This is a genomic window from Aeromonas media (genome assembly GCF_020423125.1).
Lineage (GTDB): Bacteria > Pseudomonadota > Gammaproteobacteria > Enterobacterales > Aeromonadaceae > Aeromonas > Aeromonas media.
In genome coordinates, this window is sequence record NZ_CP075564.1 from 2,366,537 (window position 1) to 2,384,100 (window position 17,564).

Below are 17,564 nucleotides of genomic sequence, written 5' to 3' on the forward strand. Positions count from 1 at the left end.
TGAAACATGAAGCCGAACCTGGCTCACGGCAATTCATGGCCGTTGGCGGATGATGGTGGGCCACCGCCGACAAGGATTTTCGCCGTGAAGACAGTCTCCAACCGGATAGCCCTGCACTGCCTCAACCACTGGCAGAGAGAGGGCAGGGATCCGGCCCAGCTCCTGCAAGAAGCCGGTATTGCCAGAGAAGAGCTGCTGCTCCCCCAGGGGCGGATCGACGCCCAGCGCCACTTCCGGCTGCTGACCCGGGTCGCCCCCCATCTGGACATGTCCCACAAGTGGTCGCCCCCTTCGCTCGCGGGGCTCTTTGCCGACTACCTGCCGCTGGCGAGCCTCTGCTGCAACGCCGCCACCCTGCGCCAGGCCCTGCACTTCTTTCTCGCCTACCGCCCCCTCATCGGCGAGTGCGATAGAATCGTCCTGCGGGAGGAAGAGGGAGAGGCCAGGCTCAGTTACCACTCGGAGTCCGATCACCCGGACGTGATCGCCATGAGCAGCCTGGCCAACCTCGGTCACCTCTATGCCCTGCTGCAGTTCTACCACCCCGGCCAGGGCCAGCTGGTGCTGCCCACCCCGGTGCGGCCCAAGCTGTGGCGCGAGCTGGGGGCCTGGCTGGGGGAGCGGCTGCAACGGGGAGAGCGCTTTGAGCTGCGCTTCCCCGCGGCCTTGCTCGATCTCGCCCACGGCGGCTGCAACGGCCCCCTGCAACCCCTGTTGCTGGGGGAGCTCGACGGCCAGATGCGGCTGCTGCGCCCGAGCAGCCACTACAGGGAGCGGGTGCTCGGGCTCATCCGTCAGCGGCTCTGGCAGGAGAGCGTCGACTCCCCCACCCTGCTGGCGGGGGTCTGCGAGGCCCTCAGGCTGACCCGCTGGACCCTCAACCGCCACCTGCGCGAGGAAGGGTGCCACTTCTCGGCCCTACTGGAGCAGGTGAGAAGGGAGGAGGCCTGCCGGCTGCTGCAAGACCCTGCCCTGCAGTTGCAGGAGGTGGGCGGGCGCCTCGGGTTTGCCAGCCAGAGCAGCTTCACCCGCTTCTTCAAGGAGGCATTCGCCCTCTCCCCCAGCGAATACCGCTCAAGGCGCAGCCGGCTCTGATCCCTCGACCAGGGCCCTGGCGAGCAGCTCCGCCAGCCAGTGGATGAAGAGTTGTACCCTGGGCGCCAGCTGGCGGCGATGGGCATAGAGGGCGTGGATGGGAAGCGGCGGCGCCTGCCACCGGGGCAACAGACTCACCAGCTCGCCGCGCCCAAGCAACTCCTCCACCCCCACCCTCGGCATCTGTATGATGCCAAGCCCCGCCAGCGCCGCCGCCAGGTAGGTCTCGCTGTCGTTGACCATCAGGGCCCCCGCCATCGGCAAGAGGGCGCGGCTGCCATCTTCCAGCTGGTACTCGAACCCCGGCTCGCTGCGCCCCTGCCCGGAGCCATAATGGACCAGCCGGTGCCCGGCCAGATCCGCCAGGGTCTGCGGCACCCCGTAACGGGCCAGGTAGGCGGCGCTGGCGCAGTTGATCTGGCGATAGTGGCCGAGCGGCCGCGCCACCAGGCTGGAGGGCTCCAGCGCTCCCACCCGCACCACGCAGTCGAAGCCGTCGCGCACCAGATCCACCCGTCGGTCCGTACTGCTCAACATCAGCTGCAAGTCGGGGTGCTGCGCCAGGAAGGCGGGCAGCGCCGGGATCACCAGATGGCGCGCCATCCGGCTCGGCATGTCCACCCGCAACTGCCCCGAGATCTGCCCCCCCTGGCGAAACAGGCCGTTAAACTCCTCCATGTCCGCCAGCAGATCCCGGCACCTGGCGTAGCAGAGCTGGCCATCCGTGGTGAGCTGCACCCGCCGGGTGGTGCGCAGCAGGAGCCGGGTGCCCATGCGCTCCTCCAGCCTGCGGATGGCGGCGGAGAGGGTCGCCTTGGGGATGCCCAGTTGCTCGGCGCAACGGGTGAAACTCTCGAGTTCGGCGACCCGCACGAACAATTTCATCGCATCCAGTTGATCTATGGACTGATTGTCTCTTCAAACGGAACAGTGATTTCATTATCGCGCTATTTATCCGGCAATAAAGGAACAATACAGTGATCCGGTCGGCTCGCACCGAGCCCTTGTCACCCACAGGAGTCACACCATGACCAGACCCATCGCCCTCATCACCGGCGCCAGTCGTGGCCTCGGCAAACACAGCGCCCTCGCCCTCGCGGCCAAGGGGGTGGATCTCATCATCACCTACCGCAGCCAGGCCGACGAGGCGGCGGCCGTCGTGGCCGAGGCCAGGGCGCTCGGGGTTCAGGCCCATGCCCTGGCGCTGGATGTGGGGGTAAGCGCCTCCTTTGTCGCCTTCGCAGAGGAGGTGAAACAACTGCTCACTCGGGAGTGGCAACGGTCGCAGTTCGACTATCTGGTCAACAACGCCGGGATCGGCATTCGTGCCAGCTTCGAGAAGACCACGGAGGAGCAGTTCGATACCCTGCTCAACATCCACCTCAAGGGGACCTTCTTCCTGACCCAGAAGCTGCTGCCGCTGCTTCGTGATGGCGGGCGCATCATCAACCTCTCCACCGGCCTCACCCGCTTCGCCATGCCGGGTTATGCCGCCTATGCCGCCATGAAGGGGGGCGTGGAGGTGCTGACCCACTATCTGGCCAAGGAGCTGGGCCCGCGCGGCATCGCCGTCAACGTGCTGGCCCCCGGCGCCATCGAGACCGACTTTGGCGGCGGCGTGGTGCGCGACGACAAGGGGGTCAACGCCTTTATCGCGAGCCAGACGGCGCTCGGCCGGGTCGGCCAGCCCGACGACATCGGCGGTGCCATCGCCGCCCTGCTCTCCGATGACTGCCGCTGGCTCACCGCCCAGCGCATCGAGGCCTCGGGAGGCATGTTTATCTAGGCCGTCATTTCCCTGCGACGCTGCCCACCAGCCATGAAAAAGGCCCCGCGAGGGGCCTTCTGTATTTTTAGGAGCCAGAGACAGGTCGTTACAGCGTCTTGCCACCGGAGGCGATCACCTGGCTGTACCAGTGGAAGCTCTCCTTCTTGATGCGGCGCAGCGATCCCCCCTGCTCGTCGCGCTCCACATAGACGAAGCCGTAGCGCTTCTGATAGCCGTTGAGCCAGCTCAGGATGTCGGTGAAGGACCAGGCGCAGTAGCCGATGAGCGCTACCCCGTCCTGCATCGCCTCCTGGCAGGCCTTGAGGTGGCTGTGCAGATAGGCGATGCGGTAGTCATCCTGCACCCGGCCGTCCGCGGTCAGCTTGTCGAACTCGCCGAGGCCGTTCTCGGTGATCATCAGCGGCAGGCCGTAGCGGGACGAGAGGCGGCGCAGGGCGATGCGCATCCCGGTGGGATCGATGGCCCAGTCCCAGTTGCTGGTCTCCAGGTGCGGGTTGGGGGTTGTCCTGTAGAGACCGGGAACGCCGCTCGACGGCGTGGTGCCCTTCTGCCCCGTGGTGTTGATGCGCTGCATGGTCTGACCGCCGAGGGGATTGTCGGTGAAGGTCAGGGTGTAGTAGTAGTTGACGCCTATGTAGTCGGGGGTACCTTCGCGCAGCAGTTCGAGATCCCCTGGCAGTATCTCGGGGGCCTCGCCTGTTTCTCTCAGGTAGGCGAGCGCCGCCTGGGGATAGCGGCCGAAGCAGTAGGCATCCAACCACCAGAGGTTGGTGAACTCCTCGGCATTCTCGAACGCCAGCATGTCGCTCGGGGCACAGGAGGCCGGATAGGCGGGGGAATACGCGAAGCTCGGGCCGATGAGGCCGTTTGGCACATGCTGGCGGAACGCCTTGATGACCCGGGCGTTGGCGAGAAACGCGATGTGGTTGGCGGCGAAGAAGCGCTTCCTGTCCTGCACTGCGGGCGGATGGGTGCCGAGCTGGTAGGCGTTGGTCAGGTTGTAGTTCTGCTCGTTGAGGGACACCCAGTACTTCACCTTACCAGCGAAGCGCTGATAGAGAGTCACGCAGTAGCGCTCGAAGTCGTCGATGATGCGCCTGTCTTCCCAGCCGCCGTACTCGTCCTGCAGGGCCTGGGGCAGATCCCAGTGATAGAGGGTCAGCACAGGCTCGATGCAGTGGGCCAGCAGGGCATCGATGAGCCGTTCGTAGAAGGCGAGCCCCGCCTCGTTCACCTCATCGCGCCCATTGGGGAAGATGCGCGGCCAGCTCACCGAGAAGCGGTAGGCCTTGAGCCCCATCTCGGCCATCAGCGCCACATCCTCTTCCACGCGGTGGTAGTGATCCACCGCCACGTCACCGTTGCTGCCCTCGAAGGTCTTGCCCGGCAACTTGGTGAAGAGATCCCACACCGAGGGGCCCTTGCCGTCTTCGTTCCAGGCCCCTTCCACCTGGTAGGCGGCAGAGGCGGCCCCCCAGAGGAAATCCGCGGGGAAGTCGTTGAACTTGGGATGGTGCATCTGGCTTGTCTCCTGCTGCTTGAGGATGGTGCCGCCTCTCCCTCTGGGGGCACTGGCGGGCGTCAAAACGAATTGGCATCAGCATCGAACAGTTCTAGAATTCCGTCCAATGACAATTTTTGCTATTCAATATTCCAAACAGGAATGAAGGAGTCGTGATGGAGTTGCGGGATCTGAAGGCCTTCGTCACCCTGGGGGAGGTCTTGCACTTTGGTCAGGCGGCGGCGCGCCAGCACATCACCCAGTCGGCCCTGAGCAAGCAGATCCGGCGACTGGAAGTGGCGTTTGGCGGCGAGCTGTTCGAGCGCAACGCCAGCAGCACCCGGCTCACCCCCCTGGGACGCGCCCTCTACGGGGACGCCTGCGCCCTGGTGGCCCAGAGCGAGCAGCTCGGTCGCACCGCCCGCGACGTGCTGGCGGGCAATGGCGGCACCCTGCGCATCGGCTTCGGGGTCGCCACCAAGTTGCTGGTGCCCGCCGCCATCGCCCGTTTTCGGGCCACCCGCCCCGGGGTCGGCATCGAGCTCAACGATCTCTCCACCCATCACCAGTTGCTGGCGCTCAGTGAAGGCAGGCTGGATCTCGGCTTCTGCCGCCTGCCCGCCCCCAAGGGCTGGCCAGTGCTGCCTGTGGTGCGCGCCCATTTCGTCGCCGTGCTGCCCGCCAGCTACCAGGGGGTGACGGGGCTCTCGGATCTGCTGGACAAGCCGCTCGCCATCCTGCGCCGGGACAAAGCTCCCTCCTTCCACGATCAGTTCGTGCACTACCTGGCACAGAGCGGACTGAGGTTTCAGGAGATCCAGTACGTCAACGACTTCGCCGCCGGCATCGCCACCGCGGCGGCGGGCATCGCCTGGACCCTGGTCCCCTCCTCCACCACCATAGAGCACCCGGACGTGATCACCCTGCCCCTCAGGGAGGCCGAGGCGAGCTGGATCATCGGCCTCATTCGCCCGCCGGGAGGGGATAACCCCCTCGTCGCCCCCTTCTGGCAGACGGTGGCCGAGCTCGGTGATCCCGCTCTCACCACTCTGGCTGATCAAGGCGGTAGCGAGCCATAGCGCGGCGACGGCTCCTTGCGCAGGGCAGAATCGTTCGAGAACCACATTAACGGTAGCTTTTGAGCGGGCAGCCCCCGTAAAATTGCACCATGGCCCCGGCGTTCGGCGCCAACCGACAAGGACTCGTTTCTCCAATGCTATCCCACTGGCTGCTGAGGTTTGATCTCCATCGCCTCATCCTGGCCCTGGCCGTGCTCGGCGTGCTGGCCACTTTTGGCAACAGCTTCTACGCCATCCATCAGGCACAAAGGCAACTGCTGATCGACAGTACCCTGGAGGCCAACCGGGTCTATGCCGCCAAGCTCGCTGCCTCCGCCGACACCATGCTGAGCGCGGCCCAGGGGCAGCTTGCCTACAGCGCCACCCAGCTGGCGCCGCTGCTGCAGGCCAACGACGTCAAGGGATTGGAGCAGGAGGTGACCCAGCTGCGCGAGCGCACCAACACCTTCAACTCGGTAGCCGTCGTGAATACCGAGTCCGTCGTCGTCGCCGTCTCCCCCGAGACCTTGAAGATCAAGGGGGCCAAGCTCACCTCCCGCAGCGCCCGCCAGAGTCTCGCCAGCCAGCAGCCAATCATCTCGGACCCTCTCATTTCCCTCTCGGGCAACTACCTCATCAGCCTCTCCTACCCGGTGTTTTCGGCGGACAGGCGCTTTCTCGGCTTTGTCGCCGGCAGCATCTACCTGCAGTCCGCCAGCGTGCTTTCCAGCTTGCTGGGCCAGCACTACTACCAGGATGGCTCCTACCTCTACGTGGTCGACCGGCAGAAGACCCTGATCTATCACCCGGATCCCAAACGCATCGGCCAGAAGATAAGTGACAATGCGGTGGTGGACGAGGTGTTGCAAGGGAAGCAAGGGGCACAAGCCGTGCTCAACACACGGGGAACAGAGATGCTGGCGGGCTTCGCCCCCGTGACCGGGGCTGGCTGGGGGGTGGTGGCCCAGCGCCCCCGCAACGCCACCCTGGCCGGGCTGGATCAGCAGATGCTCGACATCCTGAAGGGGATGATCCCGGTCACCCTCTTCATCCTCTTCATCATCTGGCTCTCGGCCACCGTCATCTCCCGGCCCCTGGGCAACTGGCCAACCGGGCCAGGTTGATGGATCAGCAGGAGGCAGCCTCCAACATTTCCAGCATCCGCGCCTGGTACTTCGAGGCGGCCCAGCTCAAGCAGGCCATCCTCAAGGGACTAGGGCTGCTCAACACCAAGATCGACAAGCTGCACAACGACAGTCACACCGACCCTATGACGGGCCTCTTCAACCGGCGGGCGATGCAGCAGATGCTGGACGACTATCAGGCGCAGTCCCTGCCATTGGCAGTCATCGCCCTCGATATCGATCACTTCAAGACCATCAATGACCACTTCGGCCACGACGTCGGGGACGCCGTCATCGTCTCCCTGGCGACCCTGATGCAGCAGGACCTTCGCGCCGATGCCGCCCTGTGCCGCAGCGGTGGCGAGGAGTTCCTGTTGCTGCTGCCCGGGGTCTCCGGGGTACAGGCAGAGCGGATCGCCGAACGGCTGCGACTGAGGGTAGAGAGCCACGAGATGGGGCAAGCCGGGCGCATCACCATCTCCCTCGGGGTCGCCCACTGGCCGGGAGATGCCAGCGATCTCGGTGCCGTGCTCAAGCAGGCGGACAAGGCGCTCTATCAGGCCAAGCACAGAGGCCGCAACTGCGTGGTGGTGGCCGGCGCCTGACACAGCCCCGCGTCAGAAGCTATAGCCCATCTTCAGATAGATGCCGGCGTTGTCGTCCTTGCCCATGGCATACTCGAGGTTGGCGACTATGCCCGCCTCCGGCTTGAGCAGGTACTGGATCCCAGCCCCCCAGGCGGGGTAGACGTTGTCGCGGTCGCCACAGTCGAGGGACTCCCCGTTTACGGCATCGCCGTACAGGCAGGCTACCCCGGCGAAGGCGGTGAGGGTCCAGCGTTCGGCAAGCTTGTAGCGCTCCTCCACCTCAACCGCCGACATGTGCTGGCCCAGATACTCCCCTGGGGTGTAGCCACGCAGGTAGATGGGGGAATAGGAGCCGCTCGGTGCGTTGTGGGAGAACTGGTTGCGATTGCGCCAGGCGAGCACATGACCATCCCCGTGACTCCAGTAGCCCCGGTAGTCGACCCGGTAGATGTCAAAATCCGCTTCTCCCCCCAGTCCTTCCCGGTAGGCCAGGTTGTTGACGTTGAGGTACCAGCCCCGGGTCGCACTGAAGTCGCTGTCCCGGGAGTCGTGCTGCACTACCAGTCCCAGCCCCCCCGAGGTGAAGCCCTCCAGCCCCAGCTCATCGAGGATCTGATCCGATTGCAGATCCTGTCCCTGTATCTCGTAGTTGGAGTAGGCCGCCATGCCGCCGACGAACCAGTCCCCCTCCACCCGATAGAGGTAACGCAGGAAGGCGGAGCGGAAGTTGTCGTTGGTCTCGAGAGCACGGCCGGTGCCGAGGTAATCCTCGTAGCTGTTGTTGATGTCACCAAGAATGACGCCACCGACGATGCGGTGGTGATCCGCTCCGAACGACGTCTTGGCAAAGGCGCTGGTGATGAGGGATTCCGAGGTGGTGTACTTGCCTGACAGGGTAAACAGCGACGGGCGCGAGCCTTCATCGAACTGGTGCAGGTAACCCACCATCATGCCTGCCGCCGTGTCCAGCTTGGGGCTGGAGCTCAACAAGGGCACGAACAGCCAGGGAGAACGCTCGCCCTGCTTGGCCGCTCCCTTCGCCTCGCTGTCGTCCTGACGCGTTTGTGTCTCTACACCGGCGGGATCCGCCGCCATCGCGGGGCTGGCCGCCAGGGTGAGGACCAGGCCGGCCATCAGGGGGGAAATTGCATTGCGCATGTGTGATATCCGCACAGGATCGCGCACGGCAAACCGGCGGCGCGAGGCCACCCTGCCCGGCAGGCGCGTCGAGGTTCAGGTTGCCGGCCGCCACCTTGCATCGCGGGGCCGGGAGAGGGCCGCAGCATAGCGGCATCCCCCGCCCCCAGCCACCGCAAGATGGTGCGCCATACAATCGCCGTACAGCTTCGCCAAAGGATGGCGCCGGGCGAATACCAGACATGAAAAACCCCCTGCCTGGGCAGGGGGTCGGGCGTGGTCGCTTACAGATTGACGGCGAGGCTGGCGACCTGTGGCTGGCTTGGGGTCACCAGCACCGGCACCGACTTGGAGGTGGGGGTGAAGGAGCCCTCCCCTATGCTCTCTATGGCCACCAGGGGGTTGGTCTCCGGGTAGTAGGCGGCGATGTTGCCCCTGGGGATCTCGTAGAAGATGACGCTAAAGCCCCGCACCACCCGCTCGCGCCCGTCGTTGCAGATGGCGGTCATGTCCACCTGCTGTTCCTCGGCCAGCCCCAGGCGACGGGCATCCTCCTCGTTCATGAAGACCACGTTGCGCCGCCCCTTGATGCCGCGGTAGCGGTCGTCCATGCCGTAGATGGTGGTGTTGTACTGATCGTGGGAGCGCAGGCTCTGCAGCAGCAGCACGGGCTGATCCTGCATCTGCTCCGCGTGGCTGGTGCACTCGGGCAGGATGGAATCCGGCAACCGGCTCGCCCGAAACTCGGCGCGCCCGCTCGCGGTATTCCAGCGCAGCAGGGCGGCACTGTTCTCCAGGTGGAAGCCGCAAGGCTCCTCGATGCGGCGGTTGAAGTCGTCAAAGCCGGCGATGGTCTCGGCGATGAGGTTGCGCAGCAGGGCGTAATCGTCCCGCAGCGCCAGCCAGTCCACCCGATCGCTGCCGAGGGTCGCCTCGGCCATGCGCGCGACTATGTCGATCTCGGAGAGACAGAGCGGCGAGACCGGCTCGTTCATGCCGGTGGAGGCGTGCACCATGCTGAAGGTGTCTTCCACGGTGATCTTCTGCACCCCGGTGCGCTGGGTGTCGAGCTCGGTGCGGCCGAGGCAGGGCAGGATCAGGGCATCCTTGGAGACCATGAGGTGGCTGCGGTTGAGCTTGGTGCTGATCTGCACGTTGAGCTCGCTCCTTCGCATCGCCTCATAGGTGAAGTCGGTGTCCGGCGCCGCGGCCGCCAGGTTGCCCCCAAGGCAGATGAGCACTTTGCTCTTGCCGCCATGGAGGGCCTTGAGAGCCTCGTAGACGTTGTGCCCCGGCGTGCGCTTGAGGCCCACCGGGAAGCGGCGCTCCAGCCGGTCGATGAAGGCGGCGCTGGGTTTTTCGTTGATCCCCATGGTGCGGTTGCCCTGCACGTTGCTGTGGCCGCGCACCGGGCAGAGGCCGGCACCCGGCTTGCCAATCTGGCCGCACATCAGGTGCAGGTTGACGATTTCGCGAATGGTGTCGACCGAGTGCTTGTGCTGGGTGATCCCCATGGCCCAGCAGCTGATCACACTCTCGCTCTGTGCGAAGATCTGCGCCGCCCGGGTGATCTCCTCGCGACCGAGCCCGGATTGCGCCTCGATCTGCGCCCACTCCGTGGCCTTCACCTGCGCCAGGTAGTCGTCAAAGTGCGCCGTGTGCTGCTCGATGAAGGCGAGATCGATGCGGTCCCCCTGCTCCTCCAGGATGTATTTCGCCATGCCGCGAATGGCCGCCATGTCACCACCGAGCTTTGGCGTGAGGTACTGGTGACTGATGCGGGTGGCCGCCGGGGTCAACAGCTCCGCTGGGCTCTGGGGGCTCGCGAAGCGCTCGAGGGCCACCTCTTTGAGGTTGTTAAAGGTGACTATCTGGCACCCCTGGCGAGCCGCCTTGCGCAGGGCATTCATCATGCGCGGGTGGTTGGTGCCCGGGTTCTGGCCGAAGACGAAGATGGCTTTGGCGGCGTCGAAGTCATCGAGCACCACGGTGCCCTTGCCGATCCCGACGGACTGGATCAGCCCCACCCCGCTCGCCTCGTGGCACATGTTGGAGCAGTCCGGGAAGTTGTTGGTGCCATAGAGACGGCCGAACAGCTGATACAGATAGGAGGCCTCGTTGCTGGCGCGGCCCGAGGTGTAGAACTCCACCTCGTCTGGGCTGGCCAGACGCTTGAGCTTGTCCGCGATGAGGGCAAAGGCCTGGTCCCAGCTTACCGGCTCGTAGTGATCGGTCACCGGGTTGTAGCGCAGGGGCTCGGTCAGGCGCCCCTGGTATTCAAGCCAGTAGTCGCTCTGGGTGGCGAGGCGGCGCACCGAATGCTCGGCGAAGAAGGCGGCCCCCACCGTCTTGCCGGTGGACTCCCAGGCCACCGCCTTGGCGCCGTTCTCGCAGAACTGGAAGGCCCCCTGCTTGTTGTCACCCCAGGCGCAGCCCGGGCAGTCGAAGCCGTCGGTCTGGTTGACCCGCAGCAGGTTCTTGATGTTCTGCCGGGTCTTCTGGCTCTGCAGCACCTGCTTGAAGGTGGACTGCAGGGAGGAAAAACCGCCGGCCTTTGCCGGTTTTTCAATATGATGGGACATGGGGTTCTCCAACGTGATCCAGGGCGCGGGGGCTGGTATAGCAGACCGGGGCATCGGATCTGGGCACATGAATGAGGGTCAGGTTGTATTTCAGGGCCAGTCGCACCGCGAGCTGGCTGGGAGACGCAAGGCTGATGAGGTGGGCGGCGCCAAATTGCACCGCCTTGTGAATGAGTTCGCTGCCGCAGCGGCTGGTGATGACCAGGGTGGCGGCCTGCACGGGCTGGCGCAGTTGCATGCCGATAAGCTTGTCCAGGGCATTGTGACGGCCTATGTCTTCCCGGCAGGCCAGGATCTCGCCGCGATCATCCAGCGCCAGGGCTGCATGGAGCGCGCCGCTCTGGCGGGCCTTGTTCTGCCAGGGGGCGATGCGCTCGCGCAAGTCCCGCAAACGCGCGGGATCCAGGGGGGCGCCCGGGGTCAGGGGGATGAGCTCAGGCAGCGCATGCTCGATGGCCTCCACCCCGCAGATGCCGCAGCCGCTCGCCCCGGCCAGGCGGCGCTTGCGTCTCCCCAGCGCCGCCAGACAGCGGTTGGCGATGGTGATGTCGAGCACCACCCCCAGCTCCGACGGGGTGCTCTGGATGTCGTGCACATCGTGGTTGCCCCCTATGATCCCCTCGCCAAACAGGAAGCCGATGGCGAAGTCGTCGAGATCGTCCGGGGTGGCCATCATGACGGCGTGGTTGATGCCATTGATGTTGACGGACACGGCCACCTCTTCCACCAGCTCATCCAGCCTGGGCAACCGTGAATTGAAAGGGTTCATGCGAGACGCTTATAAGCTGTATTCGGGCCTCAAGTTTAGATAAGTCGTTCCCCCAAAACCAATGAAACAAATCTATTCACCGATAGATAACCTCTATTGCCATGGCGATGTCGATTGATTAACTTTGTCGACCATCCTCCATGCCAAGCCCCCCTCTTCGATGAACATCAAGCAGTTGCACTATTTCTACGAGTTGGCCCAGCACCGTCACTTCGCCAAGGCGGCCAAGGCCTGCTTCATCACCCAGCCGACCCTGTCCGCCAGCATCACGGCGCTGGAGAAATCCCTCGGCACCGAGCTGGTGGTGCGCAACAGCCAGTTCGTGGCGCTGACCCAGGCGGGGGAAGTGGTGCTGCGCCACGCCGAGCGCATGTTGTTGGAGCAGGACGCCATGCGCCAGGAGCTGAGCCTGTTTGGTGGCGCACTCTCTGGCACCCTGCGCATCGGCATGGTGCCCCAGTCGAGCATCGACATCATGCCGCTGCTCAAGCGCTTCAACGACGCCTTTCCCAACGTCCGCCTGCGCCTGTCGGTGATGACCCACGGCACCCTGCTCGAGCAGCTGGATCTGCACCAGACCGACATCGGCCTCGGCTTTGACGAGCTGCTCACCGAGCATCAGCGCCGCGCCCTCGACGTGCAGTTGCGCCACCCCAACCCCATGGCGCTGCTGGGGCCCCTGCCCCCGCACCTCTCCCCGAGCCAGCCCCTGAGGCTGGCGGACTTGCAGGATCTGCCCCTGATCCTGCCAAGCGCCACCATGCAGTTTCGCCGCTATTTCGACGAGGCCGCCGCCCGCCAGCAGCTCAGCCTGCGGGTGGTGCTGGAGACAGACTCTTTGTTCCACCTGGCCAACGGGGTGAGTCACGGGCTGGGCTGCGCCGTGGTCAGTGCCGGTATCGCCGCCACCGCCCGTCAGCTCTTCAGGCTGCCTTGCCACCCCTTGAGCGATGCGAGCGCCGGCACCATCGCCTTCATCACCCGCAAGCACAGTATCACCCCCGCCATGAAGGCGTTTCTCGCCGAGGCCGGAGCATGAAAAAGGCAGCCCACCCGGGGCTGCCTGCATATAGAGATCGAGAACCTGACGCCTCCCCTGCCGTCAGCGCGCCCCTTGCTGCTTGTCCAACGCCGCAATAAAGGCGCTCGCCAGGGTGTGATCGGAGAAGGGATTCTGACCTGTGATGAGTTCGCGATCGATCACCACACCGGGCTGCCAGGGGGCGACGAACTGCATCTTGCCACCGGCCCGGGCCATGGCCTGCGCCGGGTAGTAGCGCAGCTTGTCGCCCTTGAGCGAGCCTTCGAACACCGCCTCTTCCTCGTCGGAGAAGATGGTCATCTTGTAACCGTCGTAGATCCACTCCCTGGCGCCGTCCGCCTTGCCTGCGATGACCGACTGCTCGAACCCGACCGGATCCCCCTGCGCCGCCAGCAGCGCGATGGGGCCGTGGCAGATGGCCGCCGTGGGTTTGCGGTTGTCGTGGAAATGGCGCAGCAGGGTGCCCACCTCGGGATCCGTGGCGAGATCGATGAGGGGGGCGTGGCCGCCGGGGATGAACAGGCCGGCATAGCGCTCGGGCCCTGACTGCAGCACCTCCTTCAAGGACAGCACCTTACCGGGGGCGAGCAGGCCATCCACCACAGATGAGATGCGCCCCATCTCCTGCTGGCTACCGCCGAAGTATTGGGGGTCGATGGAACTCTTGTCGGCCTGGGGCCTGTTTCCTTTCGGGGTCACCAGAGTCAGGTCATAGCCCGCGTCCAGCAGGGCGGCGGCGGGCACCCCCAGCTCATTGAGGTAATAACCGGACGTCATTGTCTTGCCCGCTTTGAGCGGCAATGTGGTTTCGCTCGAGAGCAGGACCAGGACCTCTCCCCTGGGCGCCGCGCTGGCCGCGGCCGAGGTTGCCAGCAGCAGTGACGCCAGCAGGACCTTGAGGGTGTTCTTCATATTGATACTCCTTGGAATGGACGGTGATCACTCAAACGGCAAGGATGCCACGCTGGATGAAGAATTTACTGATAACCTTGTGGCGAATAAACTGACGCCATTGAACTTGTTTACTTACATGGATGAACATATGTCCCGCGCCTTCGACCCCGTTCAGCTCGGCAGCATAGAGCTCTTTTGCAAGGCGGCCGAGCTTGGCAGCTTCACCGCCACGGCGCAGGTGCTGGGGGTGACGCCGGCCTCGGTGAGCCGCTCCATCCAGCGCATCGAAGCCAGGCTCGGCGTCAAACTCTTCAATCGCACCACCCGCAGCGTACGCCTCACCCAGGACGGTGAGCTGTATCGGGCGCAGTGTCAGCAGGCCCTCGATCAGATTGCCGAGGCCGAGCGGGCCCTCACCGGCCGCCAGCGTCACCCCAAGGGGCTGCTGCGAGTCAGCGTGGGCACCGTCTATGCCCACCATCGCCTGGTGCCCCTGCTGCCGGGCTTCATGGCTGCCTATCCCGAGATCGAGCTGGAACTCAATGTCTCGAACAGAAACATCGACTTCGTGGAGGACGGCTACGATCTTGCCATTCGTCTGGGTGAACCACGCGACTCCCGGGTGATCGCCCGCAAGCTGGAGGAGGCCAGCGTCGGGGTCTTCTGCTCCCCCGACTATGCCGCTCGCCGCCCGCCACCGACCTCCCTGGACGCACTGCACCAGCATGATCTGATCCAGTTCATCACCCCCAGCACGGGGCGCCCCTTCCCCTGGAGCTTCATCGATGAGAAGGGGCTGCCCGTCGAGGTCAGTGTCCACAGTCGGCAGCGGGTACTGGAGGATGTACTGGCGGGCCTTGGCTGGGCGGTGGCTGGCGGGGGTCTGTTCCAGATCTACCATTTCGTGGCGGCAGAGGCGCTCCGCCAAGGCAAGCTGGTGGAAGTCATGGCGCCTTTTGCGGGGCGATCCCGCCCCTTCTACGCCCTCTATCCCCAGCACCGCCACCTCTCTGCCCGGGTGCGTGCCTTCGTGGATTACCTGCTGGCGGCGGTGCGCCCCTGAGACAAGGGCATCGCCTCACCGCCGGGGGCCAGGCCCCTTGCTCCTCTTCCCCATGCACCCGTTGCGCGGTACATGGGCTTCGCGCGCCAACCCGGCGCACCGTCGGGTCCTTTCCCTATTGTGCATACCCGTGAACGCCGACTCTGGACACAATGGTTGCTGAAATAAATAAATATGCAGATAAATCAACGCAGCCCTTGCCTGATATATGAACTTGTCTGCTGTTTGTATGAAGCATCATGCTGCTGAAAATTTTCTGTGAGCCATCTCCCGTCGTTAAACCCAATAGCCTATACGCTTGACCCGTACCATTAAACCAGAGTCGCTTTGGTTTATTTCACCATGCATCACAAAGGAGTGTCACATGTATAAAAAAGTGAAACTGGCGGGCATTATCAGCACCCTTATTCTCTCTGCCTCTGCATATTCTGCCGAGATGACGGTGGGCTTCTCCCAGATAGGTTCTGAATCCGGCTGGCGGGCGGCGGAAACCTCGGTCGCCAAGAGCGAAGCACAAAAACGCGGCATTACCCTGAAAATTGCCGATGCCCAGCAGAAACAGGAGAACCAGATCAAGGCCATTCGCTCCTTCATTGCCCAGGGCGTCGATGCCATCTTTATTGCCCCCGTGGTACAGACCGGCTGAGATCCGGTATTGCAGGAGGCAAAAGAGGCAGAGATCCCGGTGTTCCTGCTGGATCGCAATATCACGGTGAAAGATGACGCCCTCTTCATGACGGGGGTCGCCGCAGACAGCGTCCACGAAGGGGCCGTGGCGGCCCAGTGGCTCATCAAGCAGCAGGATGGCAAGGCCTGCAATGTGGTGGAATTGCAAGGCACAGTGGGGGCCAGCGTGGCGCTGGATCGCAAGAAAGGCTTCCTCGATACGGTCGCGGCCGTGCCCACCATCAAGATCATCCGCACCCAGTCAGGCGACTTTACCCGCAGCAAGGGCAAGGAGGTGATGGAGAGCTTCATCAAGGCGGAGAATAACGGCAAGAATATTTGCGCCGTCTACGCCCACAACGACGACATGGCCATCGGTGCCATCCAAGCTATTAAAGAAGCTGGTCTGAAACCGGGTACGGATATCAAGATCATCTCCATCGATGGCGTGCCGGATATTTTCAAGGCGATGATGGCAGGTGAAGCCAATGCCTCGGTGGAATTGACGCCGAATATGGCAGGCCCCGCCTTCGATGCCCTGCTGGCTTATAAAAAGGACGGCACCCAGCCCCCCAAACTTATCAAGACGGAATCTATTCTGTTCGAGCCAGAAAGTGCCCAGGCCCAGCTCGAGCTGAAAAAAGACATGGGTTACTAATGCCGCTCGCCCTCTGAGCCAGCCTGTTAAATAACACGCCATATCGGCAACGTTGCGATATGGCGCGTTATATCGGAGAGCCTATTTTCATGTCACAGAACAATCAGGATGTCCTGTTGAACGCCCGCGGGATCTGCAAGACCTTTCCCGGGGTGCGTGCCTTGCATCAGGTGGACTTTTCCCTGCGTCGGGGAGAGATCATGGCGCTGCTCGGCGAGAACGGTGCCGGCAAATCCACCCTGGTCAAGACACTCACCGGCGTCTATCAGCCCGACGGGGGCCGTATCGAACTCGATGGCGTCCCCATCTCCCCGACAGATACTGCCCATGCCCAGCGCCTGGGGATAGGCACCGTCTATCAGGAGGTCAATCTGCTGCCGAACATGTCGGTGGCCGACAACCTCTTCATCGGCCACGAACCCCGCCGCTTCGGCCTCATCGATCGAGCCGCCATGACCCGGCAGGCCCAGGCCATCATGGCAGGATACGGCTTCGAGATGGATGTCACCCTGCCCCTGGGCCACCATTCGGTCGCCATGCAGCAGATAGTGGCCATTGCCCGGGCCATCTCCCTGTCCGCCAGGATCCTGATCCTCGATGAACCCACCGCGAGTCTGGATGCCAGCGAGGTGCAGATGCTCTTCTCCCTGATGGGGAACCTGAGAGACCAGGGGGTGAGCCTCATCTTCATCACCCATTTTCTCGATCAGGTCTACGCCATCAGCGATCGCATCACTGTGCTGCGCAACGGCGAGCTGGTCGGTACCCGCGATACCGCCGCGCTGCCGCAACTGGATCTGGTCAAGATGATGCTGGGGCGCGAGCTGGACGACAACGCCCTCAAGCGGGCCGGCAAGACGCTGCGCAGCAATCAGCCCATGGTGTCGTTCAGGGACTATGGCAAGCGCGGGGTCATAGCCCCGTTCAGTCTCGACGTCATGCCAGGGGAGATAGTGGGTCTCGCCGGCCTGCTCGGGTCGGGTCGCACCGAAACCGCCGAGCTGATGTTCGGCATAGTGCCAAGGGATGGCGGCGAGTGTCGGGTGCGGGGCAAAGCGGTGACTATCCGCTCTGCACGCCAGGCGGCCGCCAATGGCTTTGGCTTTTGCCCGGAGGATCGCAAGAATGCCGGCATCATCGCCTCGGCCTCGGTGCGCGAGAACATGGTGCTTGCCCTGCAAGCCCAGCGGGGCTGGCTGCGCCCCCTGCCCCGCAAGGAGCAGGACGAGATCACCGCTCGCCTCATCGAGCAGTTGGCGATCAAGACCCCGGGCCCGGAGCAACCTATCCAGTTTCTCTCCGGGGGGAACCAGCAGAAGGTGCTGCTGGCGCGCTGGCTGCTCACCAAGCCGCAGTTCCTGATCCTGGACGAGCCCACCCGGGGCATCGACGTGGGAGCCCACGCCGAGATCATCCGGCTCATCGAATCCCTTTGCGCCAACGGGCTGGCCCTGCTGGTCATCTCCTCGGAGCTCGAGGAGCTGGTGGGTTATGCCGACCGGGTGATCGTCCTGCGCGACAGAAAACAGGTGGCAGAGCTTGCGACGGACGCCCTCAGCGTCCCTGCCATCATGAACGCCATTGCATGTGAGGCCTGAT

At 64.0% G+C, this 17,564-nt stretch carries 16 protein-coding genes; 10 read left to right on the forward strand and 6 right to left on the reverse strand.

Going from position 1 to position 17,564, the window contains the following annotated elements; all coding sequences use genetic code 11:
• The first annotated feature begins 84 nt into the window (after positions 1–84).
• Complete coding sequence (locus KI797_RS10930) at positions 85–1,095, forward strand: helix-turn-helix transcriptional regulator (protein ID WP_226169320.1); 1,011 nt, start codon at positions 85–87, stop codon at positions 1,093–1,095.
• Here KI797_RS10930 and KI797_RS10935 read toward each other — a convergent pair.
• A complete protein-coding gene (locus tag KI797_RS10935; RefSeq protein WP_319003261.1) occupies positions 1,075–1,998 on the reverse strand; it encodes a LysR family transcriptional regulator in 924 nt (307 codons plus the stop codon). The two genes, KI797_RS10930 and KI797_RS10935, sit on opposite strands and share 21 nt — an antisense overlap.
• Before the next feature lie 124 nt (positions 1,999–2,122).
• Between KI797_RS10935 and KI797_RS10940 the strand changes: the two genes are divergently transcribed.
• Positions 2,123–2,881 carry an SDR family NAD(P)-dependent oxidoreductase gene (locus KI797_RS10940; protein WP_226169324.1) on the forward strand — a complete coding sequence of 253 codons (759 nt, stop codon included), beginning with the start codon at positions 2,123–2,125 and terminating at the stop codon, positions 2,879–2,881.
• A gap of 88 nt (positions 2,882–2,969) precedes the next feature.
• Here KI797_RS10940 and KI797_RS10945 read toward each other — a convergent pair whose 3' ends face one another.
• A complete protein-coding gene (locus tag KI797_RS10945; RefSeq protein WP_226169326.1) occupies positions 2,970–4,403 on the reverse strand; it encodes a glycoside hydrolase family 1 protein in 1,434 nt (477 codons plus the stop codon).
• Between the two features lie 158 nt (positions 4,404–4,561).
• Here KI797_RS10945 and KI797_RS10950 point away from each other — a divergent pair, with 158 nt between their 5' ends.
• From KI797_RS10950 to KI797_RS10960, 3 genes are all read left to right on the forward strand, one after another.
• Complete coding sequence (locus tag KI797_RS10950) at positions 4,562–5,464, forward strand: LysR family transcriptional regulator (protein WP_226169327.1); 903 nt, start codon at positions 4,562–4,564, stop codon at positions 5,462–5,464.
• A gap of 134 nt (positions 5,465–5,598) precedes the next feature.
• Positions 5,599–6,567 (forward strand): cache domain-containing protein, encoded by a 969-nt coding sequence (locus KI797_RS10955; protein ID WP_226169328.1) that lies wholly within the window; start codon positions 5,599–5,601, stop codon positions 6,565–6,567.
• Positions 6,567–7,172, forward strand: coding sequence for a GGDEF domain-containing protein (locus KI797_RS10960; RefSeq protein WP_226169329.1), 606 nt, complete (start codon positions 6,567–6,569; stop codon positions 7,170–7,172). Before KI797_RS10955 ends, KI797_RS10960 begins: the two co-directional genes overlap by 1 nt.
• 12 nt (positions 7,173–7,184) lie before the next feature.
• Here KI797_RS10960 and KI797_RS10965 read toward each other — a convergent pair whose 3' ends face one another.
• From KI797_RS10965 to fdhD, 3 genes are all read right to left on the reverse strand, one after another.
• Positions 7,185–8,312 carry a BamA/TamA family outer membrane protein gene (locus KI797_RS10965; protein ID WP_226169330.1) on the reverse strand — a complete coding sequence of 376 codons (1,128 nt, stop codon included), beginning with the start codon at positions 8,310–8,312 and terminating at the stop codon, positions 7,185–7,187.
• Positions 8,313–8,575: 263 nt separating this feature from the next.
• A complete protein-coding gene (locus KI797_RS10970; RefSeq protein WP_226169331.1) occupies positions 8,576–10,873 on the reverse strand; it encodes an FdhF/YdeP family oxidoreductase in 2,298 nt (765 codons plus the stop codon).
• Entirely contained in the window at positions 10,857–11,642 is a 786-nt protein-coding gene (fdhD, locus tag KI797_RS10975; RefSeq protein ID WP_226169333.1) for a formate dehydrogenase accessory sulfurtransferase FdhD, read from the reverse strand. The genes KI797_RS10970 and fdhD overlap by 17 nt, the downstream gene beginning before the upstream one ends.
• Before the next feature lie 160 nt (positions 11,643–11,802).
• Here fdhD and KI797_RS10980 point away from each other — a divergent pair, with 160 nt between their 5' ends.
• Complete coding sequence (locus KI797_RS10980) at positions 11,803–12,681, forward strand: LysR family transcriptional regulator (RefSeq protein WP_226173085.1); 879 nt, start codon at positions 11,803–11,805, stop codon at positions 12,679–12,681.
• 63 nt (positions 12,682–12,744) lie between these two features.
• Here KI797_RS10980 and KI797_RS10985 read toward each other — a convergent pair whose 3' ends face one another.
• Positions 12,745–13,596: a type 1 glutamine amidotransferase domain-containing protein gene (locus tag KI797_RS10985; protein ID WP_226169344.1), complete on the reverse strand. Its 852-nt coding sequence runs from the start codon at positions 13,594–13,596 to the stop codon at positions 12,745–12,747.
• Positions 13,597–13,726: 130 nt separating this feature from the next.
• Here KI797_RS10985 and KI797_RS10990 point away from each other — a divergent pair, with 130 nt between their 5' ends.
• From KI797_RS10990 to KI797_RS11000, 4 genes are all read left to right on the forward strand, one after another.
• Positions 13,727–14,641: a LysR family transcriptional regulator gene (locus tag KI797_RS10990; protein ID WP_171273887.1), complete on the forward strand. Its 915-nt coding sequence runs from the start codon at positions 13,727–13,729 to the stop codon at positions 14,639–14,641.
• Positions 14,642–15,005: 364 nt separating this feature from the next.
• Positions 15,006–15,287: a type 1 periplasmic-binding domain-containing protein gene (locus KI797_RS21095; RefSeq protein ID WP_319003213.1), complete on the forward strand. Its 282-nt coding sequence runs from the start codon at positions 15,006–15,008 to the stop codon at positions 15,285–15,287.
• 9 nt (positions 15,288–15,296) lie between these two features.
• Positions 15,297–15,965: a substrate-binding domain-containing protein gene (locus KI797_RS10995; protein ID WP_319003214.1), complete on the forward strand. Its 669-nt coding sequence runs from the start codon at positions 15,297–15,299 to the stop codon at positions 15,963–15,965.
• Positions 15,966–16,054: 89 nt separating this feature from the next.
• Positions 16,055–17,563 (forward strand): sugar ABC transporter ATP-binding protein, encoded by a 1,509-nt coding sequence (locus KI797_RS11000; protein ID WP_226169346.1) that lies wholly within the window; start codon positions 16,055–16,057, stop codon positions 17,561–17,563.
• The last annotated feature ends 1 nt before the right edge of the window (position 17,564 follow it).